The sequence below is a fragment of the Ruegeria sp. D4 genome (assembly GCF_056534475.1).
Map to the genome: position 1 here is coordinate 12,007 of NZ_JBQFPJ010000026.1, position 23,730 is coordinate 35,736.

Sequence of the window (23,730 nt, forward strand, 5' to 3'; positions counted from 1 at the left end):
CCATTTTGGACATTAATGAACATCCAAAATCATGACAATCGATTCCCGACCAAAAACACCTTGAGGACGCCGCCATGACAGTGCGTAGAAATGAACACGGCCAGCTGATCGGCATGGCCTTGCCCAACTGGGCAGGCGCCGAGCACCCCGGACACAAGGGAATGGCCGGGCGCTATGCGCGCTTGATCTCTCTGGATCCGTTGACGCACACAAAAGAACTGTTCGAGGCGTTCAGCCAGGATCGTTCGGGAAAAATCTGGACCTACAACTTCATTGGACCGTTCAACACGGCTTCGAGTCTCAGGGCCTGGACCGAAGGCGCCAGCGGCGTTGACGCGCAACCCTATTTTGCTGTGATCGATCAGGAAACCGGCAAGGCGTCGGGGATTGCCAGCTTTATGCGCATCCAGCCCGAACATGGCGTGATCGAGATCGGCGGCATCACTTTCGCACCCGGCTTGCAACGCACAAGGGTTGCGACCGAGGCGATATACCTGATGATGCAGCGCGCCATGACCGAACTGGGCTATCGCCGCCTGGAATGGAAATGCGACGAGTTGAACACACCCTCTCGGGCAGCGGCAGAGCGTTTCGGTTTTCGGTTCGAAGGCGTGTTCCAACAGGCAGCCACTTACAAGGGCCGCAACCGTGACACCGCTTGGTATGCGCTTTTGGATCGGGAATGGGAACCCGTCCAGCGTGCTTTCCAGACGTGGCTTGCACCGGAAAACTTCGATGAAGGTGGCCGACAGCACCAGAAGCTCTCGGACCTGATCGCGCTGGAACGCTCCAAATTCTACAAAACGGAGGACGTCGCATGAACCGACTGACCATGTTCGCCCTGTTTTACACCGCCAGTTTCCTTCAGGCGGGTGCCTATGGCCTCACGTTCATGTTGCCGCGCCTGTTCGAAACCTTTGGGGCCAATGAGAAAGTGGTGGGCGTAACGTTGTTCGTCACCACCATCGCCACGCTGATCACTGTCTATTATGCCGGTCATCTGTCAGACAGGTTCGGGCGCCTGCGCACGCTTGGTGTGGCCTGTTTGTCCATCGCGGCCGCGCTGACCGCCTATGGCCTCGCCGAAGGTGTCGGGGCGCTTCTGATCTTTGCCAGCATCGCGATCGGCTTTGGCTGGGGACTGACCTACGCGCTGTCGCCCATCGTTCTGACCCGCTTGGTCACGACCGCTGAACGGGTTCGTTATTTTGCCATTCTGTCGGTCGCCTTGATGGCCGGGTTCGGCCTGTCGCCGGTCATGGCGTCGATGATGGAAAAAGCCGGCATGACGGTGAACACCGCATTCTTTGTCACGGCCGCACTGTGCGCACTGGCCGGCGCTATCTTCTTTGCCCTCATCAAGCCTGTTCGCGCTCATTCCGAGGGCTCCGGCCCCGAGCTGCGCTCCTCCCTCTCGCTGGCCGGCGTCGCCGCTATCATGCGCTCGCGTGCGCGACTGCCGGTGATCATGGTCTGCCTTGGCGCGTCGGTCTTTGCCGGGATGAACAACTTTCAGACCGTCTTTGCGGATGAGCGTGGACTGGATTACGCCGATTATTTCCTGATCTACACGGTCACTGTCGTGCTGTTCCGGGTGGTGCTGGCGCGGTTCAAAGGCGGGCGCAATCCCTACATGACGATCGCCGCCCTGCAATACGTGATGTTCGGGTCCGTTGTGCTGTTCATGGGGATCGGCGGCAATGTCCAGATGTATCTGGTCGTCGCCTTCCTGTTCGGCATCGGTTACGGGGTAAGCTATCCGATCCTGGCAGCGATGGCAGCCAATGATGCCGACCAGGACCTTTTGCCCCAGACACTTCAGTTCTTCGCTCTTTCTTACTTCATTGGCATCTTCGGCTTCCCGCTGGTGGCGGGATGGATGATCGTCGAATTGGGCAACTTAGCACTTCTGATCCTGGTGGCCGCCCTGGCCGGGATCGAGGCAACCATGGCGGCATTACGCGGCGCGCAGCAACGCAAGGCTGTTCCGGTCAGCACATGACCCGGATTGCCGAGAACCTTGCGGCGGTGCAAGCCCGGATCACCTGCGCTTGTATCGCCTGCAACCGAAACTCGGCGGAGGTGACGCTGCTGCTGGCGACCAAGACGCAACCGGCAGCACGGATCCTGGAAGCCATGGCGCACGGCCCCTTCCTGACCGGCGAGAACCGCGTGCAGGAACTTGTCGAGAAATCACCGGCTCTGGCCGGGCACAGGATACAACGGCATCTGATAGGGCACCTGCAATCGAACAAGGCGGGTAAGGCATTGGAACATGTCACTTGCGTGCAATCCGTCGACCGGCTGTCGATCGCCGAAAAGCTGAATCGCCTGTGCGAGGTTCGAGAACGGGAGTTAGATGTTTTCCTGCAATTCAACACATCGGGCGAGGCCAGCAAGTTCGGCATGGATCCAGCCGACGCCATATCATTCGCCCGTGCCGTGGCTGCACTGCCCAACCTGCGGGTGCGGGGCTTGATGACGGTTGGTTTGCTGGCCCCGCACCCGGTTCTGTCCCGCGATAGTCTGCGCGACTTGCGCCTGTTGCGGGACAAGATCACATCCGAAGATATAGACGACGTGGACCTGCGCCACCTGTCGATGGGCATGAGCACGGATCTTGAGATTGCTATTCAGGAAGGATCAACCATGCTTCGCATCGGGACTGACGTTTTCGGAAAACGAAACCTGCCGCCGGGAACCTTTTGGCCCGAAAAAGAATGGGAGTATCTGGCATGATTGCAGTCATCTTCGAGGTTGAAATCGCCGACGGGCGAAAACAGGACTATCTGGACGTTGCCGCAGACCTGAAGCCGCTGCTGGAGCAGGTGGATGGGTTCATATCCGTCGAACGCTTTCAAAGCCTGACCAATCCCGGAAAACTGCTGTCGCTTTCATTCTTTAGGGATGAGAAGGCTGTTGAAGCTTGGCGCAATCTGCCGCGTCACCGGGCCGGACAGGCCATGGGCCGAGACGGAATTTTCGAAGGTTATCGCCTGCGCGTTGCCGGTGTGATCCGGGACTACGGAATGAACGACCGGGAACAGGCCCCGAAGGACAGCCGGGAAACGCACAGTTGAAGGTTGGGTGCCTCGCTGCCGTCGATCCGCATCTGGAATTGCCTGATGACTAAGCAAGGTTCAGATTGCTCACAGCGCGAACAGATGCTTGCCGGAACAGACTTGCCAATGGGGACATTTCACTGTCCGCCCGGGCCATTATGCCAATTGGCCCCGCAGTCAGACTTGTATCGATCGGTAGCGCCTTTAGCCGTCCGCTTTGGATGTCTGCGGCGACCACGCCCGTTGAAATGATCCATACGGCACCGCCGGCAAGCGCAACCTGCCGCCCGAACGCTGCGGAGACGGATTCGATCATTCTTGGAAAACTGCTCAGACCGTTGGCGATCATCATCCGGTCGACCAGCGGTCGGATCGCCGAGTCATCCGGCGGATAGATAACGGGATAGTCTGACAACTCGCTCAGGTTCTGGGCATGGACCAATGGGTGATCGGGCGCACAAACGATTGCGACGCGTTCGATATACATTTGAGTGAACGAGATATCCTTCATCGTCGTTGGTTTTCCCAGCCGACCGATGACAAGCTCCAACTGCCCCGCGTGCAAGCGATCGATCAAATATCCATGGGGGCCGTCCTCGACCCGGGGAATGGTGTCGGGCGAAAGCTGGGAAAAGATCTCGAGCGCATGCGGCAGTAACCGGGCGGCAACGCTGGGCAGGGCGCCAATGGAAATCGAACCGGCATCTCCCTTGCGGATCGCGGCGACGCTGTTCATCGCCATGTCCAAGGCTGTCATTCCACTTGTTGCGTGTCGCAAGAACACGTCCCCGGCCACGGTCAGTGTAATGCCACCCCTGTTGCGCTCCAGAAGGGTGGTGCCGGTGATGTCCTCCAGTTCTTTCAGGGTTTTCGAGATTGCAGGCTGACTGAGATTCAGGTTCTCGGCCGCAAGTTTCATGCTTTGTCGCCGCACGATTTCAACGAAGGCTTCGATGTGCCTGACTTTTAGCCTGCGATCGATCATCACTTTCCATTTTTGGAAACTAAATGGGACATAACGTCATTTTACATAACGGAAACCGTAGTGCAATCTGGTCGAAGTTGGAGGAGGGGACAGATGCGCACACAAGTCGTGGTCATCGGTGGCGGACCGTCAGGCTTGCTTTTGTCGCAGCTTCTGCATGTCCACGGCATAGACAGCATCGTTTTGGAGAGAAAGACCAAGGAATATGTCCTCGGTCGCATCCGCGCAGGAGTATTGGAAAAGGGATTTGTCGGCCTGATGGAAGAGGCCGGTGTCGCCGACCGCCTTCATGCCGAAGGTTTCGAACATGACGGCACGCTGATTGCTTATGATGACGAGTGCTTTCGCGTCGATTTTCGCGAACACACCGACACGCCTGTCGTCATCTATGGCCAGACGGAAGTGACGCGCGATTTATACGCTGCCCGCGAAGCCGCAGGCGGCAGGATTGTTTTCAACGTGGAAGATGTCACGATCCATGATGCCGACACCGACACGCCGTTTGTAACATTCACGGTCGACGGTAAGGAGCAGCGTGTGGATACCGATTTCGTGGCTGGCTGCGACGGGTTCCACGGCGTCAGTCGCCAGACCATTCCTTTGGATGTGCGCCGCGAATACGAAAAAGTCTATCCATTCGGTTGGCTTGGCGTTTTATCTGAGACGCCCCCTGTCCACGAAGAACTGATTTATTCTTCATCGAGCCGTGGTTTTGCGCTGTGCTCCATGCGCAACGAGTCTCTTAGCCGCTATTACTTTCAGTGTTCGTTGTCCGACAAACCCGAAGATTGGTCTGACGCGTCTTTCTGGGCCGAGCTCAAGCGTCGTATCCCGTGCGAATTCGCCGAAGCGTTGGTGACGGGACCGTCGATCGAGAAATCGATTGCGCCGCTACGCTCGTTCGTGACGGAACCGATGCGCTGGGGGCGGCTGTTTCTTTGTGGCGATGCCGCGCATATCGTGCCGCCGACCGGAGCGAAGGGGCTGAACACCGCGTCTTCGGACGTACACTACTTGTACAACGCCCTCAGGGACTTCTACGAAAACGGCTGCACCCGGGGAATCGACAGTTATTCGCAAAATGCGCTGGCCCGCATCTGGAAAGCTGAACGCTTCAGCTGGTGGTTTTCATCGCTGCTGCACCGGTTTCCGGATCAGTCCGAATTTGACCTTAAGATGCAGCAGGCCGAGATCGACTTCCTGCGGACAAACACGGCGGCCCAAAGGGCGATGGCTGAAAACTACGTCGGTTTGCCATATTGATGGGCATAGCCAAGGAGATAACGATGACGGATCGCTATACCACGGGAATGTCAGTCCGGCGCCGGGTGCTTGGTGATGTGCATGTGGACCGGGCGGAGGCACAGAAATCCGCCTTTGATGCGCCGTTCCAGGAAATGATAACTGAAACGGCGTGGGGCACCCTTTGGGCCAACGATGCGATCACACCGCGCGAACGTTCGATGATCACGCTTGCCCTTTTGGCGGCCACGCGGAACTTCGAGGAGATCCCGATGCATGTGAAGGCGTGCAGAAATACAGGTGCCTCGAGGGAAGACATCATGCAAGCTTTCATGCATGCGGCGGTTTACGCAGGCGTTGCATGCGCGAACCAGGCCGTGAAGCTGGCAAAACAGACATTTGCCGAAATGGAGGGTGAGGTGAAATGACCAGGCCGATGGACCTGTACCAGCGGGACCGCGAATGGCACCCGCCTGCCTTTTCCCCGAATTACAAGACGAGTGTGTCGCGCTCGCCCAGAAATGCCCTGTTGTCGCTGGAACCTTCGCTGAGCGAGGCCACAGGACCGACATTCGGCCATGATGATCTGGACCCGCTGGATAATGACCTGATCCGAAATTACGCCAAGACAGGCGATCCGATCGGCGAGCGTATCATCCTCCATGGCCGGGTTCTGGACGAAAACGCACGGCCGGTTCCGAATACCTTGGTGGAGATCTGGCAGGCCAATGCAGGGGGCCGCTATCGCCACAAGAAAGACACCTATCTGGCCGCGATTGATCCCAATTTCGGAGGGTGTGGCCGTACGCTGACGGACGAGAATGGCTGTTACACTTTCAGAACGATCAAGCCAGGGGCTTATCCGTGGCGCAACTGGGTCAACAGCTGGCGGCCGGCGCATATTCATGTTTCGGTGTTCGGCCCAACCTTTGCGCAGCGGCTGATCACGCAGCTTTATTTTGAAGGCGACCCCCTGATTGCCAAATGTCCGATCGTGAACACGATTCCGGATCAAAACGCGATTGATCAACTGGTTGCCGCGCTGGATCTGAACGCGACGGTTCCGCTGGACAGTATCGCCTACAAGTTCGACATCGTGCTGCGCGGTCATCGATCGACCTATTTCGAAAATCGCCCGGACGGGAATTGATCATGGTTCAGAAGCTCGACTATCTGAAAGAAACCCCATCGCAAACGGCCGGACCCTACGTTCACATTGGCCTGGCCCCGGGGGATGCAGGGTTTGACATCTACCGGCAGGAATTGGGCCGGGACGTTGTCGGCGCGCAGGCCGAAGGTGAGCGGATCACTATTCGGGGCAGGGTGCTGGATGGCATCGGCGCGCCGGTCAAGGATGTTCTGATCGAAGTCTGGCAAGCCAATGCAAAGGGGATTTACCCCGGGCAGGGCGAGGTTGAGCCCGGTTTTCGTGGATGGGGCCGTATCATACCCGATTTTGAATCCGGAGAGTGGATCGTTGAAACAGTCAAGCCCGGCTCTGTTCCGTATCGGGATGGCAGGCCAATGGCTCCGCACATCAGCGTGTGGCTGGTAGCCCGCGGCATAAATGTTGGGCTGAACACGCGGCTCTATTTCCCGGAAGAAGAAGCCGCCAATTCGGTTGATCCGGTTCTGAATCTGATCGAACAGGTTGACCGGCGGCAAACCCTGATAGCTGAAAGAACCCCGGATGGCTATCGGTTCGACATTCGCTTGCAGGGGGAAAATGAAACGGTGTTCTTCGATGTCTGACGAAACAAAACAAAACCCGTGTATTATTTGCGTGGCAATCACCGGCTCGGTTCCGACCAAGGCGGACAACCCGGCTATTCCGATCAGCGTGTCGGAACAGGTTGAAAGCACACAGGAGGCTTTTGAGGCCGGTGCTGCCATCGCCCATTGCCATGTGCGCGATGAGGAAGGCAAACCTACTTCGGACCCCGATCTTTTTGCCGCGTTGAAAGAAGGGATCGAAACCCACTGTCCCGGCATGATCGTGCAGCTTTCGACGGGTGGGCGGTCCGGGGCGGGCTCCGCCCGTGGTGGCATGTTGCCGCTGCGGCCGGACATGGCGTCCTTGTCCGTCGGATCGAACAACTTTCCGACCCGCGTTTATGAAAACCCACCTGATCTTGTCGAATGGCTGGCCAGCGAGATGGTGAAGTACGATGTCAGGCCAGAGATCGAGGCGTTCGACCTGTCTCATATCTTTCAAGCGGCCAAAATGCATAAGGCAGGTCAAATCAGGGATGTGCCCTATGTCCAGTTTGTCATGGGCGTGAAAAACGCCATGCCCGTTGATCGTGAGGTTTTTGATTTCTACGTGCATACAGTGCGCCGCCTTTGGGGGGATGTGCCATGGTGTGCGGCGGGCGTCGGGGCAAATCAGATCGTGTTGAACGAGTGGTCCGTTGTTTCCGGCGGGCATGTTCGAACGGGGCTTGAGGACAATGTGCGCCTGAACAGAACCACGCTTGCCCCCTCGAATGCAGCGTTGGTTCGTCGAGCTGTCGAAATCTGCGAAACGCACGCACGCCCTGTCGCGACTGTCGCGCAGGCGCGCGCAATCCTTGGGTTGCGAGAGGTCGCCGCCTGATGCCGAGCTTCGCCAGACCCCGTGACGTAATCTTGCACTACGAAGTGGCAAACCACGGTGTCGGCAGAGTGCCTGTTGTCTTTCTGAACTCTTTGGGAACGGATTATCGCATCTGGCGGGAAGTCGTGGCAGGTCTGGGCAAAACAGAATGCCTTCTTTGGGACAAGCGCGGGCATGGCCTGTCGGATTGCGCCGCAACTTCAATTGATACGCTGGCCGAAGATGTTGCCGATCTGATGGACATGTTGGGTTGGCGTCATGCAATTCTGTGCGGTGTTTCGGTCGGTGGACTGATCGCTCAGCGCATTGCCCACCGACGCCCCGATCTTGTGGCCGGGCTTATCCTGAGCAATACCGGCACGAAAATTGGGGATGACGAGGTTTGGAATACGCGCATTCAGGCTGTGCGTGAATCCGGTATCGATGCCATCGCCGACACGGTAATGGAACGTTGGTTCTCCAACCGTTTCCGAGCCGAGCACCCCGATGCTGTGGCCGGTTACCGGAACATGCTGACACGCATACCTGCCGAAGGTTATGTCGCGACCTGCGAGGCCATTCGGGATGCGGATCTTGCCGAAACAACCAGCCAGATCAAAGTACCCACCATCTGTATCGGTGGGCGTGAAGATCAGGCAACGCCGCCCGAACTTGTAGAGGCTTTGGCCGACCTCATCAAAGGCGCAGAGCGGCATATTTTGCCGGATGTCGGGCATTTGCCATGCGTAGAAGCGCCGGGATTTGTCGCGGGTCAGATCCGGGCACTATTGGGTCGTGTGGCATGAGTGACGTGTTCAATCATCCTTGGTTGTCGGGCCTTTTTGGCGATCAGGACGCCGAGGCGATCTGGTCAGCCGAACGTACACTGACCCATATGCTTGCCTTCGAAGCCGCTTATTCCCGCGGACTTGGCGCCATTGGCGTCGTACCAGAGGACCAGGCCCGGGCCGCCGCCGAGTTGATTGAGCGCGCCAATCCGGACCTTCGGGATTTGCAGGCCGGAACCTTAAAAGACGGGATGCCAATTCCCGCATTTGTGCGTGGTCTGAAGGCCGAGGCCGGGCAATTGGACGGTGCGATCCATACCGGCACAACCTCACAGGATGTGATGGATACAGCGCTGGCAATGACAATGCGCGAAAACTCAGATCTGATCGCGGATCGCCTGTCGACCCTGACCGAGCGATTGGGTAGTCTGGGCCGCCGGTTCGGCAGCAACAAGATGATGGGCCGCACACGGATGCAGGCCGCATTGCCGATCTCGATCGGGCACCGGATCGAGAACTGGCAAGCGCCGTTGATCGAGCACGGCGATCGCATCGAACAGATGCGCAAGAGTGTCGAGCGCCTACAATGGGGCGGGGCAGTCGGGGATGGACAGGCCATTGGTGAAAAGCATCGCGACCTGGCAGCCTTTGTTGCCAAAGCGTTGTCGCTGCGCCCACCCAGCCGCAACTGGCATTCAGATCGCGCAACCGTCACCGATTATGCAAATCTGTTGTCGCTTATTTCCGGTTCGATTGGAAAAATAGGGCAAGACATCTGCTTGATGGCGCAGCAAGGTGTCGACGAAATCAAGCTTTCGGGCGGCGGTGGGTCATCAGCCATGCCGCACAAACAGAACCCAATTCTTGCCGAATTGCTGGTGACGCTGGCGCGCTTCAATGCCACGCAAGTATCCGGGATGCATCAGGCGCTTGTGCATGAACAGGAACGTTCAGGAAGCGCCTGGTCGCTGGAATGGATGCTGTTGCCAAACATGGCCAGGTGCACGGCCAGATCGCTTTCTGCAGCGAATGCCCTGTGCGCGCAAATTGATTCAATGGGGGTGCGGGAATAGGCGCGAGGCAGACATCGCGCCGAACGCCAAACACCGAACTGCGCCATCACGACACAACGGAGGAGGAGAAATCATGACCATAAGGAAATCCTTGCTGAGTTCACTGGCCGCCCTGGCCGTTTCAGCAACAGCCAGCCTGGCCCAGGAAGTGACGCTGACGATGCATCACTTCCTGCCGCCAGTCGCAGCGGCGCACAAAGGCATGCTGCAGCCATGGGCCGATAAGATCACTGCCGACAGCGATGGCAGGATTGCGATTGAAATCTTCCCGTCAATGTCGATGGGTGGCAAACCACCTGAACTGTTCAGCCAAGTGCGTGATGGGTCTGCCGATATTGTCTGGACAGTCCTGGGATACACGCCGGGTGTCTTTCCGCGCACCGAAGTTTTCGAGCTGCCGCTTGTACACGCAGGCTCTGCGACGGATACAACGGTCGCCATGAACGCCTCGATGGAGATGCTCGCGGAAGACTTCGATGACGTCCACGTCATCTTTCTGCACACCCATGATGGGAATGTCATACATTCGGCGTCCGACCCGGTGCGCACTCTGGAAGACGCAAAGGGGATGAAGCTGCGGACCCCCAGCCGTACGGGCGCGTGGGTGATCGAAGGCATTGGTGCGGAACCGGTTGGCATGCCCGTGCCAGCCTTGCCCGAAGCCATGTCGAAAGGCGTTGTGGATGGCGCGCTGATCCCGCTGGAAATCGTGCGACCCCTGAAATTGCAGGAACTGGACAAGTCCATAACGGAACTGCCGAACGGAGACCGCTTTGGCACCGCGACCTTCATGGTGGCGATGAACAAAGACGCCTACGAAGCGCTGCCGGATGACCTTAAGGCCGTTATCGACGCCAATTCAGGCGCCAATGTCGCGCGCGAGGTCGGGTCCAATTGGGAAGGTTTCGAAGAAAGCGGCACCGAGGCACTTGAAGACGCAGGTGTAGAACGGATCGTGTTGTCCGACGAAGAAGCGGCCAAGTTCAACGCCGTGAGCGAACAGATCGTCCAGCGTTGGATTGACGAGGTGAGCGAGAAGGGCATTGATGGTGCTGCCCTCGTCGACAAAGCCCGCGCGGCAATTGCCGCAGCCCAGTCTGGCAAATGATTGGAAACCGACCGAGCGGTCCGATGATCGCCCGGTCGTTTGTGAAGCCTCGGGAATATGAGAATGCGCGTGGTTCTGAAACGGCTGGCGGATGCTTTTGCATTGCTCGGCGGCGTCATCCTGCTTGCGATTGTCGCCGTCACCACAACGAATGCTTTTGCCTTCATCCTCGATCGGTTTGCCGGGGCGTTTGGCGCGGATGTGTCGGGCCTGCCGGGCTATGAGGATTTTGTTCAGCTGGCAATCAGCTGCGCAGCCTTGATGTTCTTTCCCTACTGCCAGGAAAACCGAGGCCATGTGTCAGTGGATTTGCTGATGGATCACTTGCCGAAGGCCGTGCAGCGCGGCTTCGATCTTCTTTGGTTGGGGGTCACCGTCATTGTCGCTGTGTTTTTAAGCTACTGGATGGTTTTCGGTATGCTCGAAGTACGCTCGGACGAGGTGGTGACCAGCGTTCTGGGGTGGCCGACCTGGCCATTCTATTTCCCCGGCCTGCTGTCGATGATCCTGTGGGCTTTGATCGCGGTGTCTCAGGCATTCGAGGGCGCCGCAGATGCTTGATCCCATTTCCATCGGCATTCTTGGCCTGATCGTTCTTTTCGTCCTACTGCTGCTTCGGATGCCCGTCGGGATCGCGATGATCGTTGTGGGGATTGGCGGCACGTGGGTGCTGAGCCAATCTGTCAGTTACATCCGGTTCGTGCCCTACCTGAAGCAATTCAAAAGCCTGTTGTGGGAAAACGTGGCCAACTATGACCTTTCCGTCGTCCCGCTGTTTGTCCTGATGGGCTATGTTGCGGCCGAAGCGCGACTATCCACTGATCTCTTCAAAGGCCTCGAAGCGCTCATGTCGCGTTTGCGCGGTGGCGTTGCGATGGCTGCGGTCGCGGCTTGCGGTGGTTTCGGTGCAGTTTGCGGGTCTTCTCTGGCGACCGCAGCCACGATGGGGCGCGTTTCGTTGCCCGAACTGAAACGGCTGGGATATGCGCCCAGTCTTGCCTCAGGATCACTGGCCGCCGGAGGGACCTTGGGAATTCTGATCCCGCCATCGGTAGCCCTGGTGATCTATGCGATCATCGTGGAAGGCTCGATCCTGCGGATGTTTCAGGCCGCTATCGTGCCAGGGATATTGGCCGTTCTGGGTTTTATCGCCGTGATTGCCATTCAGGTGAGGATGAAACCATCGCTGGCGCCAGAGCCGACGCAGATGGATCCGGTTGAACGAAAACTGGCTATACGTCGCCTCTGGCCCGTTATTCTGATTTTCGGTGCCATCATACTGGGTCTGGGCTTTGGTCTGTTCACGCCAACACCCGCCGCCAGCATTGGGGTTTTTGTGATAACGGCCTACGGTTTTGCGCTGCGGGTTTTTACGGGCGAAGGATTGGCGTTTTCCGGGTTGTTGAAGGCCATTCGCGCCACGGCAATCACCAGTGGAATGATCTACCTGATCCTTTTTGGCGCCGAAGTTCTGAAAGGCTTTTTTGCCCGCACTCAGCTGCCGCAGGCCTTGTCCGACTGGGCCGCAACCAGTGGTATGGATCCGATGCTGATCCTTGTGATCATGCTGTGCCTCTTTGTCATTCTTGGCTGCTTCATGGAAAGCTTGGCAATGATCCTTGTGGTGGTCCCGTTTTTCTGGCCGACCCTGATTGCGTTGAATGGGGGCGAGTACGCCACGGTCGAGACGGCGGCGTTCGGAATGGACGCCGATAACCTCAAGATCTGGTTTGGAATACTGGCGCTGATCGTTGTGGAACTAGGGTTGATAACGCCCCCCGTCGGGTTGAACGTGTTCATCATTTCGTCGCTTGAAAGGGATACGTCCATGGGCACGGTGTTCCGGGGCGTCTTTCCCTTTCTTGGTGCCGAGGTCGTACGGGTTGCATTGATCCTGTCGATACCGGCCCTGACGCTAGCGGTGCCGGCACTCATCGGGGGCTAAGCAAGTTTTGATACCTGTTTTGGACGCTTGCGCAGTATCTCCGACTTAGATGCGCTGTGATTTTGAGGAAAACGGCACGGCACCAAATTCCTTTTCGCCGTTTACAAATTAAAATATTCATTTTAGTGATTGTGTATGAGTGAGAATGCATGGTCCCGACGCACTTTCTTGTTTCACGCCGCATGCCTGACGGCATTGGGTGCTCAATCCAGGATTGCACTCGCCGAGCTGCAGCTTGGTACTTCGGCCCGGATATCAACAGTGTCAGACGGGCACCTGTCGTTGCCGCCGGAGATGGTGTTCGGATCCATGCCGAATAAAGAGCTGAAGCAGCTTCTGAACCGCAATAAGGTGGACACGACCAAGTACGAGCCGGAGTGCAACGTTGCACTTTACCGCGACAATGAAAACACGGTGTTGTTCGATGTTGGGGCGGGGTCTGATTTCATGCCGACGTCCGGCAAGCTTCTGGAAACTCTTGAAACAATTGGCCTGGCGCCTGAAGACGTAACTCAGGTGATCTTTACCCACGCGCACCCGGATCACCTTTGGGGCGTTTTGGACGACTTCGACGATCTGCTTTTTCCCAACGCCGCACACCACTTTGGTCGCAAGGAATGGGACTATTGGTGGAACCCTTCAACGGTAGGGTCGATAGGGGAAGATCGCGCCGCGTTTGCCGTGGGCGCAAAGCGACGCATGGAGGCGATTGAGGATCAGGTCGCGTTCTTTGACGACGGTCAGGAGATCCTTCCCGGTATCGCCGCTCGGGCAAGTTATGGGCACACGCCCGGCCATATGGCATTTGAAATTCGCAATGGAACCGAGGCCGTCATGATCGTCGGCGATGCGCTCGGGAATCCGCATGTCGCGTTCGAACGCCCGGACTGGCACAGTGGTACTGATCAGGACCCTGAAGCTGCAGCAACTGCGCGCACATCACTGCTGGATCAGATTTCTCAGGAGCAAATGAAAATCATTGGCTTTCACCTGCCGAACGGTGGGATTGGCCGGGTCGAAAAGACCGGCTCCGTATATCAATTCATTGGAGAGCCTTCATGATGCGATCGTTCGTGATTGCCGTTGCCTTGGCCACACCAGCCTGGGCCAGCGAAGATATTGCAGATCAATACCCGCAAAGCGTGCTGTATTCCAAACCGGTCGAATACATTCCCGGCGTCTATTCTGCCATTGGCGCAACTGCTCCGCCCACCTATGAAAACTCCGGTCACAATAACAACCTCAGCTTCATCGTAACAGGTGAGGGCGTGGTCGTTGTAAACGGTGGTGCGGCCTATGTACTTGCCGAAGCGCTTCACAAGGAAATCCAGGCGATCACGGATCAGCCGGTCAAACTGGTCTTTAACGAGAACGGTCAGGGGCACGCGATGCTTGGCAATGCCTACTGGTCAGAACTTGGCGTTCCAATCATCGCACACTCGGATGCAGCGGCAGAGTTTGAGGAATACGGCGCCCAGATCCTGCAGGGGATGCAAGAGTACAACAAGGACAAATCCGAAGGGACGTTCCTGGCTGGCCCGACCGAAACATTCGACGACGAATATGTGGTCGAGCTGGGCGACTATCGCATTGAGGCGAAATACCTTGGACCGGCACACAGTCCCGGTGATATTTCGATCTGGTTGCCCAACCAAAGCCTTGTCATCGCAGGCGACATGGCCTTCCACGAGCGTATGCTGCCGATCTTTCAGGAGACCTATACGGCCGATTGGCTTGAGACCTGGGACAATGAGTTCGAAGCCTTGAATGCCACATATGTCATTCCCGGGCACGGCCACCCGACAAACATGGATCAGGTACGCCGCTATACGCGCGATTATCTGATTTACCTGCGCGGCAAGGTTCAGGAGCACATGGATGCCGGTGGCGATCTGGCCGAGGCCTACTACGTCGATCAGTCGCCTTATGCCCAACTGGATACGTTTGAAGAACTGGCAACAAAAAACGCCGGACGTGTTTTTGAGCAGATGGAATTCGAATAGTTCAGGACTGCTGTGGAACGGGCAACCGCATCAGCAATCTGTGCGTGCTGATCGCCCCAACCCACATGAAGAAGACGGCGAGCCATGCGGTCGATGACAGGGCTGACCCACCAGACAAACCGGCCCCAACGGCGCAGCCGCCTGCCAGCATCGCTCCGAAACCCATAAGAACGGCCCCGACCAGGTAGCGTTCCATCGGTGTATCCGGGCCAAACCGTTCAATCTTCCACTCTCCGGCAAGTATGGCAGATCCCGCTGCACCGATGGCCACACCCGGAACAAGGCCGATACCGAAGGACAGCACGACATTACGCTCTGCAACCAATGCCATCAGTGTATCTGTGGAGGGGCCCGTGAAGGTGACCGAGGACACGGGCACAACTTCAAAAGACGCTTGCGCGATTGCAAATGTCATCAACCAGCCAAATGCAACCGCCACCCCAACTCCTGCTGCGGATACGATCTTGGTGATCGTGACATTCCGGCGGATTGCAAATGCAATTGCCAGGGCCAAACCGAAGGACGCAAGGCTTGCGTAAATCACCGGAGAAAACCCAATTATCTTGGACAGATCACGCGGCGCGCCTCCAGCGATGGTCCAGATGCCGGAAAGCGCCTCGCGCGCCGGGCTGAGAACACCGGTGTAGGCCGCCTGAGCCACCAAGGTCAGAATCAACCCCGCTACAAGGGCACGCAGGTTCCCGCTGGACGCCAGAACCAACAGGCGTGAGGCGCACCCGCGCGACAGAACCATTCCAACCCCGAACATTGCACCGCCAATTACCGCACCGCTGAGACTTCCCGTCGATGCAATCGCACGCGCCCCGGACAGGTCCAGCCATCCGAACGAGACAAACCCCTGCACCAGAGTCAGCGCTGCGGAGAAGGCAATCAGCCAAACCGCAAGCCGTGGCCCGAACTCACCTTCAGCGACCTCGACGGTCGAGGCGCGCAAACAGAAGTGGGATTTCTGGGCGGTCACACCGAATAGGAGGCCGACAAGCGCTCCGGCAAATGCCAGCGCGCCCGGGTCTCCCAGCAGATCGATGAGCCTCTCCATGGACAGAAACTCTCACCTCGTTGATTGTTCGTCTTTGTCTTTCGTCAAATTACTATTGCGCGGCCATCGGCGTTCGAGCCAGTTGGCATTGCGTCCAAAGCTCGCCCAAAGCGGCTACCAACCTGTCGATGTCTTCCGGTGAATGCACGGGCGACGGAGTGATCCGCAAACGTTCAGTTCCCTTCGGGACGGTTGGGTAGTTGATGGGCTGGATATAGATCCCGAAATCGCGCATCAGAACGTCTGATATAAAGCGGCATTTGATCGGGTCGCCAACCATGACCGGGATGATGTGGCTTGGGTTGGGTGTGTGTGGAATGCCCAGATCGTCCAGCCTGTTTCTGACTTCCTGCACGCGTTGCCGGTGCAAATGCCGCTCCGCTTTGCTCTGCTTCAGATGACGAACAGAGGCCGCCGCACCAGCTGCCACGGCAGGGGGCAGCGCGGTGGTGAATATGAACCCACTGGCAAAAGACCGAACAAAGTCGACAAGGTCATGGGAGGCCGCGATGTATCCGCCGACTACGCCGAACGCTTTGCCCAATGTTCCTTCGATGACGGTCAGACGGTCCATCAGACCTTCGCGTTCGGCAATGCCACCTCCGCGTGGGCCGTAAAGTCCGACGGCGTGAACCTCATCCAGATATGTCATCGCGCCATAGCGATCCGCCAGATCGCAAATCTCGGCAATCGGTGCAATATCGCCGTCCATCGAATAAACACTCTCGAACGCGATGAGCTTCGGGGTATTGGCCGGCAGGTCCGCAAGGTGCCTTTCAAGGTCCGCGAGGTCGTTGTGCTTCCAGATCCGCTTGTTGCAGCGACTATGGCGTATGCCCTCGATCATCGAAGCGTGGTTCAACTCGTCGGACAGAACAGTGATACCGGGGATCTTGGATGCCAAAGTGCCCAAAGCAGCCCAGTTCGACACGTAGCCGGACGTGAACAACAACGCCGCTTCCTTGCCATGCAGGTCTGCAAGTTCTTGTTCCAGCAACACATGCTCGTGCGTGGTTCCCGAGATATTCCGTGTTCCGCCAGCCCCGGCACCACAGCTGTCAATGGCCTGATGCATGGCGGCGAGGACTTTGGGATGCTGGCCCATCCCGAGATAATCGTTCGAACACCAAACGGCTACATTCTCAGGACTGTTCTTCGTGTGGCTTCGGGCAGTTGGGAATTTGCCACACTGACGTTCCAGATCAGCGAAGACCCGGTAGTTCCCTTCTTCCTTCAGCTTATCAAGCTGGTCGCGAATGCACTGCTGGTAGTCCATTTCAGTTTCCAACGGCCTCTTCGACGATCTCGGACAACAGGGTCTGGACCTTTTGCATCGGACCGTCAGGATAGCTTCGGTATCCCACCATCACGCCGCTATCGTTCTCGGCCACAAAAATTCCGTAGGGGCAGTAGCCGATATTCATTGGGTCGGCTTCCATCACCTCACGCGAGATCTTTGCTGAACAGAAGATGAAGATATCTGCGGCCGAAAAAATCTGTTTGTCGCTGCCGACGTCAGAGCCTGTTCGGTTCAGCATTTCACCGACATGGCTGACATAGTCGATGACCAGTCCCTGTCCCACGATCGCGGACTCCACGGCGAAGGTGGCATCGTCAAAACTTCCGTCGAAGGGAGTGGTTATGATCGCTTCCGCAAGCGCCTGGCTTGCCAAGACAGCGGAAAGCGCGGCCGTAGCGATAAAGTGTTTCATGATCGTGATCCTCCTCGTGAACCGCATTCTCTCAGGTTGTGCTGTGGGGCCTTTGACACCGGTCAACCCCCCCCCAGTCCTTTAGCCAAACATGTCCGAGGTGATACCCGCGTACCAACCAAGCGACTCTTCGTAGGTTGCTTTCCGAAGGTCTGTGTTTTCGCCTGTCTGACTGATGAAACCATCCACCTTGGCGATCTTCTCGGGCGTCGCTTCGTACGTGGCACCGACTTTGACCCCGTCATCTGCATCGATGAGCGACCAGCACGTGTTCGAAAACTTGGCCGGAAACACTTTCGACCCGGTCAGCGCGCCTCGTACGGCATTTGCACAAACCTTCGCCTGACTGTTGGCCGAGAAACCGGATTTCGGCATGTCGCCCTGCTGGCTGGCATCACCAAGAACATAAATGTCCGGATCGGCTTTCGAGGACATGTCCGCCGCATTGACAGGCGCCCAGTTTCCGTCGGTCACACCCGCCATTTCCGCGATGCGCCCCGCTTTCATCGCCGGGATCACATTGCAGACATCGACCTTGGTCACTTCACCGTCGATGGTCACAGTCATCGCGTCCGGATTCACCGACACGTTGCCGCCGCCGAAGTCTTCACCGATCCAGTCTACCGTCCCTTCGTAGTGGTTTGCCCAGCCTTCCTGAAACAGTGACATCTTGGAAAACTTCGGTTTCGGATCAGCTACGATAATTTTTGCTGTCGGATTGTTCGCCTTCAAAACATGCGCGACCATTGAAACGCGCTCGTACGGCCCGGGAGGGCAACGGTAGGGATTCGGCGGGGCGACCATTGCAAAGATCCCGCCTTCGGGCATTGCCATTACCTGCGCTTTCAGGAGTTCGGTCTGGGAACCGGCCTTATATGCGTGCGGCATCTTGTTTTGTGCGGAGATATCCCAACCCTCGACCGCGCCATCGACGAAATCGATACCCGGGCTCAGGATCAGCTTGTCATACGGGACGGATCCACCCCCCGCCAGGGACACGGTCTTTGCGTCGCGATCCACGCCAACCGCCCAATCATGAACCACGTTGATGCCATAGTCCGCGGCCAGCGTGCCGTAGCTGTGTGCAATATCCGAAAGCTCCTGAAACCCTCCCAAATAAAGGTTCGAGAAGAAACAGGTGTAGTACGTTCTGGACGGCTCGATCAGAGTTACATCGATTTCGCCTTTGCTATCCTTGGCAATGTAGCGTGCAGCGGTTGCCCCACCGGCGCCGCCGCCAACAACCACGACACGTGGCTTGCCTTGCGCCAGTACCATCGGAGCGGACAGCCCGGCGGCAATTGCCCCGGCGGTTCCAAGAAATGCACGTCTATTGATTGTCATCGCGTTTCCTCCCCTTAGTCACTTTTATTCTGGATTGTTGAAATAGGCGGCCAAGGCCGCGATCTCGTCGTTGCTTAGCCGTCCGGCGATCATTTGCATGACCGGATGGGGCCGCTGCTTTTGCTTGTATGCGTGCATGGCGACCACGAAGTCCTCATCAGGCCAATACACGATCGAGGGAATGCCATCGTCGGCCCCTTGGATCTGATGGCATGTCGTACATTCGCTGCTGAGATATGCGCCGTATTCAGGATCACCCTGGATCGCCAGAATCGCCGGATCGACCGAGCGATCGGTACTTTTAGCCGTTGGATCCGCTTCGGGAATATCCCGGGGATTGTCCGAAAACGCCCGAAGATATGCGATAACGTTGGCCCTGTCTTCCGCGGTCTTCAAACCGCGAAAACTCATCCGTGTTCCTGACGCAAAGGCACGTGGGTTTTCGATGTAAGCCGACAGGGTGTCTGCGTGCCATTCCAGGCCCGAATTTCCCGCACGTTTCAGGCTTTTCGAATAGTTGAAGCCATCCAGCCCGGCGGCCTTGCGGCCGAAGATTCCGTTCAGATGTGGACCGATCTTGTTTTCAGCCCCGTCACCGACCTCGTGGCAGCCTTTACACTGCGCGAACACAGCTTTCCCGGCGTCCGCATCGCCCAGGTCCTCGGTTGCGCTTGCCATAGGTGCAAGACCACCCAAGACCGCAGCACAACTCAGTACCTTCGGCCACCCCATGGTCAGCCTCCGAACGACTTGAGATAGACAATGACCGCCTGGATATCGTCCTCTTTCTTAAGTCCCGCGAAAGACATTCGCGTCCCCTTCATGTAGGCTTTGGGCTTTGCCAGAAACGCCGCCATTTCTTCGTCAGTCCAGACGAGGCCGTCATCGGCGGCCGCCTTCATTGCCTTGGAGTATTTGAACCCTTCGAAAGCACCGGCATTTGCTCCGATAATCCCATTCAAGGCCGGGCCCGTCCGGTGCTTGGCACTTTCACCGACCTGATGACAGGATTGGCACTTCTTGAAAACTTTCTTTCCGCTTTCGATCATCTCGGGATCAAGTGCGGCGGTTTGTTCTACTGCTGTAGCTTCCGCCGGTTTCTCTTCGACCTCCACCGATGCTTCCTGAACCGAAGGCTGCGCCTCGGTCGCCTTTGCTGCGGTTTCTTCAGGCGTAACATCCAAAACAGCCGCGCGCATCGTGATTTCCACGCTTTCCTTGCAATCGGTCATGCAAGGTTTGCTGGTCCAGAAATGGGCCTCAGCGGTTTCACGATCATCCACGATGAAACCGCCTGCATTCGGCATTTCGACTTCGAGGAAATTCTCGTGCGACAGAGTAAACTCGTCATCGACGATGTCATTGGAATAAAGGATATAGGCCACCATCGCATAGACATCATCCGTTTCCAGCGACTGTGCGTTTCCGAAGGGCATGGACCGGTTCACATAGTCCCAGACCGTCGAAAGATAGGGCCAATAGGACCCGACTGTTTTCAGAGGGTCCTTGTCGGCCAGTGTGCCTTCGCCGCCCGCCAGTTTGGGCCAGTTGTCCACGCCTTCCGCGAAATCGCCGTGGCAGATCGCGCATTGCTCGGCAAAGACCTCTTCTCCGGTGAACACGTCACCAGAACCCTCCGGCAAACCGGTTCCGTCCGGAGCGACGTCCAGATCCCACGCCGCAATCTCTTCTGACAGTGCTGGCCGTCCAAGCCCGAATTTTTCGGCATAAGCCGGTACGGCCAAACATAAAGCAAGGGCGGAGGCGGCTAACAGCTCAGGATACTTCGACATTTTCCGCCTCTCCGGTCTCTTTGATCCACCAGGTCTGGATGCAATTGTTGTGGTAAATTGAATTCTCGCCGCGCACTTCACGCAGTTGGGGCTTGCTTGGCTGGACATAGCCTGTGGAATCCTTCGCGCGGGCCTGCAGAAGCATTTCGGACCCGTCCCAGTTGTAGTCCAGATAAAAGCGGGTCAGCGCCTTGTCCGTACCGGGCGCTGCCAGTCGGGCCGGAATCCAGTTCTTGCCCCCGTCCACGGAAACGTCGACACCCGTGATCGAGCCTCTTCCAGACCAGGCCAACCCCGTGATCACCAAGGGTCCCGGTCCGTGCTTGATCGGAGCCTGTGGACTGGGCGACGTTACAACGGACTTGGCGTCCATGACCCAGGTCCATTTGCGGGATGTGCCGTCTTCCAGCGTGTCGGTGTATTTCGAAGTCTCCTCGCGGCTCTCAATCGCCATTTCCGTGACCTCGACGCGGCGCAGCCATTTGACCCACATGTTGCCTTCCCAACCGGGGACGACCAGGCGAACCGGATAGCCATGTTCCTTGCGCAACGCCTCGCCATTGGCCTTGAAGGCCACGAGCACGTCGTCCATGGCCTTTTCCAGCGGGATCGAGCGCCCGTTCGAGGATGCATCCGCCCCTTCAACGTAAACCCACTTGCCTTCGGGCTTCACGCCGGCCTCTTCCAGCAGGGTGCGAAGCGATACGCCGGAATATTCCATATTGTGGATCATTCCATGGGTGAACTGCGCACCATTCAGTTGCGCACCGGCCCACTCCATACCTGTATTTGCAGCGCACTCGCAGAAATAAACGCGGTTCTCTCGCGGGAAGCGTTCAAGGTCTTCGTAGGTGAACACAAGGGGTGTATCGACCAACCCGTTGATCATCAGGCGGTAGTCCGCCTTGCTCAGTTCGATGGCGCCTGAATGATGCCTTTCGAACGCGCAACCCTGCGGCGTGATTGTACCGTCCAACGCGTGGATCGGTGTGAAGTTTATCGAACTGATCGTGTCGGCGGTCAGCCACTCGACATTGCGGCGCACGACGTCGTCTTCAAACTGGATCGGCAACCCGTAGGGGGTCGCATCCACGCCCTCACCAGTGGCCTGTGCCCATTCCTGAACCTTGGTAATCAGCGGATCGGGGCCGGCAGCGCGCGCTGCTCCGGCGCCGACTGCTCCTACTCCAACTGCGGCCGCGCCACTTAGAAATTGGCGGCGGGAGGGTGCCTTTTCTCTGGAGTTTTCACTCATCGTGTTTGCCTCCGTTACTCGATCAGCAAATTTTGTTTATGTGTTGCAAGTTCCGGCCGCGGCCTCAGGCGCCGATGACATCGACCGATGTATTCGGCTCGACGGTCACGGTGCCCTGGCCGCGAATGTGGTTTTCGACGACATCCCAAATGGGTGGGCCTTCGGTGCCCTCGTTGACGCTGGCCCAACCCGCCACGACGTAGGTTTTCGACGGATCAATCGCCTCGCCGGTCTTGAGCAGGGTCATTTCACTGATCCGCTGGCCTTGCGGTTTGGTTACGTCGATGCGGTAGCCAAGCCCGCCGACACGCACCATGTCGCCGCCCTGCTGGTAATAGGGATCAGGGTTGAACAGGTTGTCACCGACATCTTCGAGGATGACGTGGATGAATTCGCCCGTCATTTCCGTGCGATACGCGTTCGGATAGGACATCGAGGTGACGTTCCAGATGTCTTCGCGGGTAATGTCCTGCCCCGGCAGGATCGACGGCCCCCAACGGACGCCGGGCGACATCGCGATGTCCGCCTCGCGCTGGTTGATCAGGGCATCGCAGATCAGATCATCCCAGGTGCCGTTAAAGTTGCCCCGGCGGTAAAGCAGCGAGTCGGTCTTACCGATGACCTTGCTCAATGCCGTTTCGAAAGGTGCCCGTTGATCGTTGATCAAGGCGGAAATGGCAGGATCTGGGGCGATAACGTCCGAGAAGATCGGGATCAGCTTGTGCTTCAACCCCATCATCTGGCCATCCCGCACATCCAGGTCCACGCGGCTGACGAATTTGCCATTCGAACCCGACGCGACGATGTGGGTCTTGCCAACCAGAACTGGCTCGGGCAACGCATCATGGGTGTGACCGCTGAGGATCACGTCGATCCCCTGCACCCGTGCGGCCATCTTTTTGTCAACGTCGAACCCATTGTGGCTGAGGACAACGACAACATCGGCACCGGCATCGCGCACTTCGTCGACCATGGCCTGCATGTTTTCGTCCCGAATACCGAAAGAGTATTCCGGGAACATCCAGCCCGGGTTGGCGATTGGCATGTAGGGGAATGCCTGCCCGATCACGGCGACCTTTGCGCCGCCCCGGTCAAAGAACTTGTAGGGTTGGAACAGCTCGGCGGGTTCGTCCCATTCGGCGTCAAAGATGTTCTGGCCCAGGGCGGCAAAGGGCAAACCTTCGACGATTTCGTTGACTCTGTCGCTGCCCAGGGTGAATTCCCAATGGAATGTCATCGCGTCAGGTTTCAGCGCGTTCATGACATTGACCATGTCCTGCCCAGCCGTCTGGTAGCAGGTGTAAGAGCCGTGCCACGTATCGCCGCCGTCCAGAAGCAGGGCATCAGGGCGGTCAGCGCGGATAGCGTTTATGACTGTCGAGACCCGGTCCAGACCACCGACCCGGCCATAGGTCTTCGCCAGCGCCGCGAAATCATTGTAGGTCAGTGCATAGGCAGACGGGCTTCCATCCTCGATCCCGTAGGCTTTGCGAAACGCGGCACCCGTCACATGCGGCATGTGCCCGCGCGCGTCGCCGATACCCAGATTGACTTCGGGTTCGCGGAAATAGATCGGCTTGAGTTGCGCGTGTATGTCGGTGACATGGATCAGGCTGATATTGCCAAAAGTCTCAAACTCCAGCAGCTGATCCTGCGTCAGGCTTTGCTGCGCGGCAAGTCTGGCCCAGTTTCCAAACCCGGACGCCCCATAGAGCGCGGAAGCGGCCATCGAAACCTGCAGGAAGTCACGTCGCGAAATCATCTATCGGCTTTCCTATTTCACAT

The 23,730-nt window shown here is 57.5% G+C and carries 25 protein-coding genes; 16 read left to right on the forward strand and 9 right to left on the reverse strand.

Features of this window, described 5'->3' with window-relative positions:
* The first annotated feature begins 74 nt into the window (after positions 1-74).
* Genes ACR0MI_RS22200 through ACR0MI_RS22215 form a run of 4 tightly spaced genes read left to right on the forward strand, consistent with a single transcriptional unit; the run spans position 75 to position 3,080 of the window.
* Complete coding sequence (locus tag ACR0MI_RS22200) at positions 75-821, forward strand: GNAT family N-acetyltransferase (RefSeq protein ID WP_480855614.1); 747 nt, start codon at positions 75-77, stop codon at positions 819-821.
* Positions 818-2,002, forward strand: a complete 1,185-nt coding sequence (locus ACR0MI_RS22205) for an MFS transporter (protein WP_170617280.1) — start codon at positions 818-820, stop codon at positions 2,000-2,002. Before ACR0MI_RS22200 ends, ACR0MI_RS22205 begins: the two co-directional genes overlap by 4 nt.
* Positions 1,999-2,739 carry a YggS family pyridoxal phosphate-dependent enzyme gene (locus tag ACR0MI_RS22210; RefSeq protein ID WP_170817383.1) on the forward strand — a complete coding sequence of 247 codons (741 nt, stop codon included), beginning with the start codon at positions 1,999-2,001 and terminating at the stop codon, positions 2,737-2,739. The genes ACR0MI_RS22205 and ACR0MI_RS22210 overlap by 4 nt, the downstream gene beginning before the upstream one ends.
* Positions 2,736-3,080 (forward strand): antibiotic biosynthesis monooxygenase family protein, encoded by a 345-nt coding sequence (locus tag ACR0MI_RS22215; protein ID WP_170617276.1) that lies wholly within the window; start codon positions 2,736-2,738, stop codon positions 3,078-3,080. Before ACR0MI_RS22210 ends, ACR0MI_RS22215 begins: the two co-directional genes overlap by 4 nt.
* 49 nt (positions 3,081-3,129) lie before the next feature.
* Here the strand turns inward: ACR0MI_RS22215 and pcaQ are convergent, their stop codons facing one another.
* Complete coding sequence (pcaQ, locus tag ACR0MI_RS22220; RefSeq protein ID WP_170617274.1) at positions 3,130-4,047, reverse strand: pca operon transcription factor PcaQ; 918 nt, start codon at positions 4,045-4,047, stop codon at positions 3,130-3,132.
* 93 nt (positions 4,048-4,140) lie between these two features.
* Here pcaQ and pobA point away from each other — a divergent pair, with 93 nt between their 5' ends.
* From pobA to ACR0MI_RS22280, 12 genes are all read left to right on the forward strand, one after another.
* Entirely contained in the window at positions 4,141-5,310 is a 1,170-nt protein-coding gene (pobA, locus tag ACR0MI_RS22225; protein ID WP_170817382.1) for a 4-hydroxybenzoate 3-monooxygenase, read from the forward strand.
* 23 nt (positions 5,311-5,333) lie between these two features.
* Positions 5,334-5,717 (forward strand): 4-carboxymuconolactone decarboxylase, encoded by a 384-nt coding sequence (gene pcaC / locus ACR0MI_RS22230; protein ID WP_170617270.1) that lies wholly within the window; start codon positions 5,334-5,336, stop codon positions 5,715-5,717.
* Positions 5,714-6,439: a protocatechuate 3,4-dioxygenase subunit beta gene (gene pcaH, locus ACR0MI_RS22235; RefSeq protein WP_170617268.1), complete on the forward strand. Its 726-nt coding sequence runs from the start codon at positions 5,714-5,716 to the stop codon at positions 6,437-6,439. Before pcaC ends, pcaH begins: the two co-directional genes overlap by 4 nt.
* Positions 6,440-6,441: 2 nt before the next feature.
* Positions 6,442-7,041 (forward strand): protocatechuate 3,4-dioxygenase subunit alpha, encoded by a 600-nt coding sequence (gene pcaG / locus ACR0MI_RS22240; protein WP_170617266.1) that lies wholly within the window; start codon positions 6,442-6,444, stop codon positions 7,039-7,041.
* Positions 7,034-7,885 (forward strand): 3-oxoadipate:acetyl-CoA acetyltransferase, encoded by an 852-nt coding sequence (locus tag ACR0MI_RS22245; RefSeq protein ID WP_170619803.1) that lies wholly within the window; start codon positions 7,034-7,036, stop codon positions 7,883-7,885. Before pcaG ends, ACR0MI_RS22245 begins: the two co-directional genes overlap by 8 nt.
* Entirely contained in the window at positions 7,885-8,670 is a 786-nt protein-coding gene (pcaD, locus tag ACR0MI_RS22250; RefSeq protein WP_170617261.1) for a 3-oxoadipate enol-lactonase, read from the forward strand. Before ACR0MI_RS22245 ends, pcaD begins: the two co-directional genes overlap by 1 nt.
* Positions 8,667-9,725 carry a 3-carboxy-cis,cis-muconate cycloisomerase gene (locus tag ACR0MI_RS22255; protein ID WP_170617259.1) on the forward strand — a complete coding sequence of 353 codons (1,059 nt, stop codon included), beginning with the start codon at positions 8,667-8,669 and terminating at the stop codon, positions 9,723-9,725. Before pcaD ends, ACR0MI_RS22255 begins: the two co-directional genes overlap by 4 nt.
* Positions 9,726-9,798: 73 nt before the next feature.
* The gene (locus ACR0MI_RS22260; RefSeq protein ID WP_170617257.1) at positions 9,799-10,833 is read left to right on the forward strand and encodes a TRAP transporter substrate-binding protein; all 1,035 of its coding nucleotides are present in this window, start codon (positions 9,799-9,801) and stop codon (positions 10,831-10,833) included.
* Between the two features lie 63 nt (positions 10,834-10,896).
* Positions 10,897-11,394: a TRAP transporter small permease gene (locus tag ACR0MI_RS22265; protein WP_170617255.1), complete on the forward strand. Its 498-nt coding sequence runs from the start codon at positions 10,897-10,899 to the stop codon at positions 11,392-11,394.
* Positions 11,387-12,778: a TRAP transporter large permease gene (locus ACR0MI_RS22270; RefSeq protein ID WP_170617253.1), complete on the forward strand. Its 1,392-nt coding sequence runs from the start codon at positions 11,387-11,389 to the stop codon at positions 12,776-12,778. Before ACR0MI_RS22265 ends, ACR0MI_RS22270 begins: the two co-directional genes overlap by 8 nt.
* A 135-nt stretch (positions 12,779-12,913) precedes the next feature.
* Positions 12,914-13,840 (forward strand): MBL fold metallo-hydrolase, encoded by a 927-nt coding sequence (locus ACR0MI_RS22275; protein ID WP_170817381.1) that lies wholly within the window; start codon positions 12,914-12,916, stop codon positions 13,838-13,840.
* Positions 13,837-14,781, forward strand: a complete 945-nt coding sequence (locus ACR0MI_RS22280; protein WP_480442251.1) for an MBL fold metallo-hydrolase — start codon at positions 13,837-13,839, stop codon at positions 14,779-14,781. The genes ACR0MI_RS22275 and ACR0MI_RS22280 overlap by 4 nt, the downstream gene beginning before the upstream one ends.
* Before the next feature lies 1 nt (position 14,782).
* Here ACR0MI_RS22280 and ACR0MI_RS22285 read toward each other — a convergent pair whose 3' ends face one another.
* The 8 genes from ACR0MI_RS22285 to soxB form a co-directional block, all read right to left on the reverse strand.
* The gene (locus ACR0MI_RS22285) at positions 14,783-15,841 is read right to left on the reverse strand and encodes a YeeE/YedE family protein (protein ID WP_170617249.1); all 1,059 of its coding nucleotides are present in this window, start codon (positions 15,839-15,841) and stop codon (positions 14,783-14,785) included.
* Positions 15,842-15,893: 52 nt separating this feature from the next.
* Entirely contained in the window at positions 15,894-17,117 is a 1,224-nt protein-coding gene (hemA, locus tag ACR0MI_RS22290) for a 5-aminolevulinate synthase (protein WP_170617247.1), read from the reverse strand.
* A gap of 1 nt (position 17,118) precedes the next feature.
* Positions 17,119-17,553, reverse strand: a complete 435-nt coding sequence (locus ACR0MI_RS22295; protein ID WP_170617245.1) for a DUF302 domain-containing protein — start codon at positions 17,551-17,553, stop codon at positions 17,119-17,121.
* 81 nt (positions 17,554-17,634) lie between these two features.
* The gene (locus ACR0MI_RS22300) at positions 17,635-18,897 is read right to left on the reverse strand and encodes an NAD(P)/FAD-dependent oxidoreductase (RefSeq protein WP_170617243.1); all 1,263 of its coding nucleotides are present in this window, start codon (positions 18,895-18,897) and stop codon (positions 17,635-17,637) included.
* A gap of 24 nt (positions 18,898-18,921) precedes the next feature.
* Positions 18,922-19,575 (reverse strand): c-type cytochrome, encoded by a 654-nt coding sequence (locus tag ACR0MI_RS22305; protein WP_480442271.1) that lies wholly within the window; start codon positions 19,573-19,575, stop codon positions 18,922-18,924.
* A 56-nt stretch (positions 19,576-19,631) separates the two neighbouring features.
* Positions 19,632-20,690 carry a c-type cytochrome gene (locus tag ACR0MI_RS22310; RefSeq protein WP_170617240.1) on the reverse strand — a complete coding sequence of 353 codons (1,059 nt, stop codon included), beginning with the start codon at positions 20,688-20,690 and terminating at the stop codon, positions 19,632-19,634.
* Positions 20,674-21,945, reverse strand: coding sequence for a sulfite dehydrogenase (gene soxC / locus ACR0MI_RS22315; protein WP_170817379.1), 1,272 nt, complete (start codon positions 21,943-21,945; stop codon positions 20,674-20,676). The genes ACR0MI_RS22310 and soxC overlap by 17 nt, the downstream gene beginning before the upstream one ends.
* A 64-nt stretch (positions 21,946-22,009) precedes the next feature.
* Positions 22,010-23,707 (reverse strand): thiosulfohydrolase SoxB, encoded by a 1,698-nt coding sequence (gene soxB, locus ACR0MI_RS22320; protein WP_170617236.1) that lies wholly within the window; start codon positions 23,705-23,707, stop codon positions 22,010-22,012.
* Positions 23,708-23,730 lie beyond the last annotated feature (23 nt).

Excerpts from the sequence above, each read along its gene's own strand:
- ACR0MI_RS22200 (WP_480855614.1), top strand. The coding sequence starts at position 75 with ATGACAGTGCGTAGAAATGAACACGGCCAGCTGATCGGCATGGCCTTG.
- ACR0MI_RS22205 (WP_170617280.1), top strand. The coding sequence starts at position 818 with ATGAACCGACTGACCATGTTCGCCCTGTTTTACACCGCCAGTTTCCTT.
- ACR0MI_RS22210 (WP_170817383.1), top strand. The coding sequence starts at position 1,999 with ATGACCCGGATTGCCGAGAACCTTGCGGCGGTGCAAGCCCGGATCACC.
- ACR0MI_RS22215 (WP_170617276.1), top strand. The coding sequence starts at position 2,736 with ATGATTGCAGTCATCTTCGAGGTTGAAATCGCCGACGGGCGAAAACAG.
- pcaQ (WP_170617274.1), bottom strand. The coding sequence starts at position 4,047 with ATGATCGATCGCAGGCTAAAAGTCAGGCACATCGAAGCCTTCGTTGAA.
- pobA (WP_170817382.1), top strand. The coding sequence starts at position 4,141 with ATGCGCACACAAGTCGTGGTCATCGGTGGCGGACCGTCAGGCTTGCTT.
- pcaC (WP_170617270.1), top strand. The coding sequence starts at position 5,334 with ATGACGGATCGCTATACCACGGGAATGTCAGTCCGGCGCCGGGTGCTT.
- pcaH (WP_170617268.1), top strand. The coding sequence starts at position 5,714 with ATGACCAGGCCGATGGACCTGTACCAGCGGGACCGCGAATGGCACCCG.
- pcaG (WP_170617266.1), top strand. The coding sequence starts at position 6,442 with ATGGTTCAGAAGCTCGACTATCTGAAAGAAACCCCATCGCAAACGGCC.
- ACR0MI_RS22245 (WP_170619803.1), top strand. The coding sequence starts at position 7,034 with ATGTCTGACGAAACAAAACAAAACCCGTGTATTATTTGCGTGGCAATC.
- pcaD (WP_170617261.1), top strand. The coding sequence starts at position 7,885 with ATGCCGAGCTTCGCCAGACCCCGTGACGTAATCTTGCACTACGAAGTG.
- ACR0MI_RS22255 (WP_170617259.1), top strand. The coding sequence starts at position 8,667 with ATGAGTGACGTGTTCAATCATCCTTGGTTGTCGGGCCTTTTTGGCGAT.
- ACR0MI_RS22260 (WP_170617257.1), top strand. The coding sequence starts at position 9,799 with ATGACCATAAGGAAATCCTTGCTGAGTTCACTGGCCGCCCTGGCCGTT.
- ACR0MI_RS22265 (WP_170617255.1), top strand. The coding sequence starts at position 10,897 with ATGCGCGTGGTTCTGAAACGGCTGGCGGATGCTTTTGCATTGCTCGGC.
- ACR0MI_RS22270 (WP_170617253.1), top strand. The coding sequence starts at position 11,387 with ATGCTTGATCCCATTTCCATCGGCATTCTTGGCCTGATCGTTCTTTTC.
- ACR0MI_RS22275 (WP_170817381.1), top strand. The coding sequence starts at position 12,914 with ATGAGTGAGAATGCATGGTCCCGACGCACTTTCTTGTTTCACGCCGCA.
- ACR0MI_RS22280 (WP_480442251.1), top strand. The coding sequence starts at position 13,837 with ATGATGCGATCGTTCGTGATTGCCGTTGCCTTGGCCACACCAGCCTGG.
- ACR0MI_RS22285 (WP_170617249.1), bottom strand. The coding sequence starts at position 15,841 with ATGGAGAGGCTCATCGATCTGCTGGGAGACCCGGGCGCGCTGGCATTT.
- hemA (WP_170617247.1), bottom strand. The coding sequence starts at position 17,117 with ATGGACTACCAGCAGTGCATTCGCGACCAGCTTGATAAGCTGAAGGAA.
- ACR0MI_RS22295 (WP_170617245.1), bottom strand. The coding sequence starts at position 17,553 with ATGAAACACTTTATCGCTACGGCCGCGCTTTCCGCTGTCTTGGCAAGC.
- ACR0MI_RS22300 (WP_170617243.1), bottom strand. The coding sequence starts at position 18,897 with ATGACAATCAATAGACGTGCATTTCTTGGAACCGCCGGGGCAATTGCC.
- ACR0MI_RS22305 (WP_480442271.1), bottom strand. The coding sequence starts at position 19,575 with ATGGCAAGCGCAACCGAGGACCTGGGCGATGCGGACGCCGGGAAAGCT.
- ACR0MI_RS22310 (WP_170617240.1), bottom strand. The coding sequence starts at position 20,690 with ATGTCGAAGTATCCTGAGCTGTTAGCCGCCTCCGCCCTTGCTTTATGT.
- soxC (WP_170817379.1), bottom strand. The coding sequence starts at position 21,945 with ATGAGTGAAAACTCCAGAGAAAAGGCACCCTCCCGCCGCCAATTTCTA.
- soxB (WP_170617236.1), bottom strand. The coding sequence starts at position 23,707 with ATGATTTCGCGACGTGACTTCCTGCAGGTTTCGATGGCCGCTTCCGCG.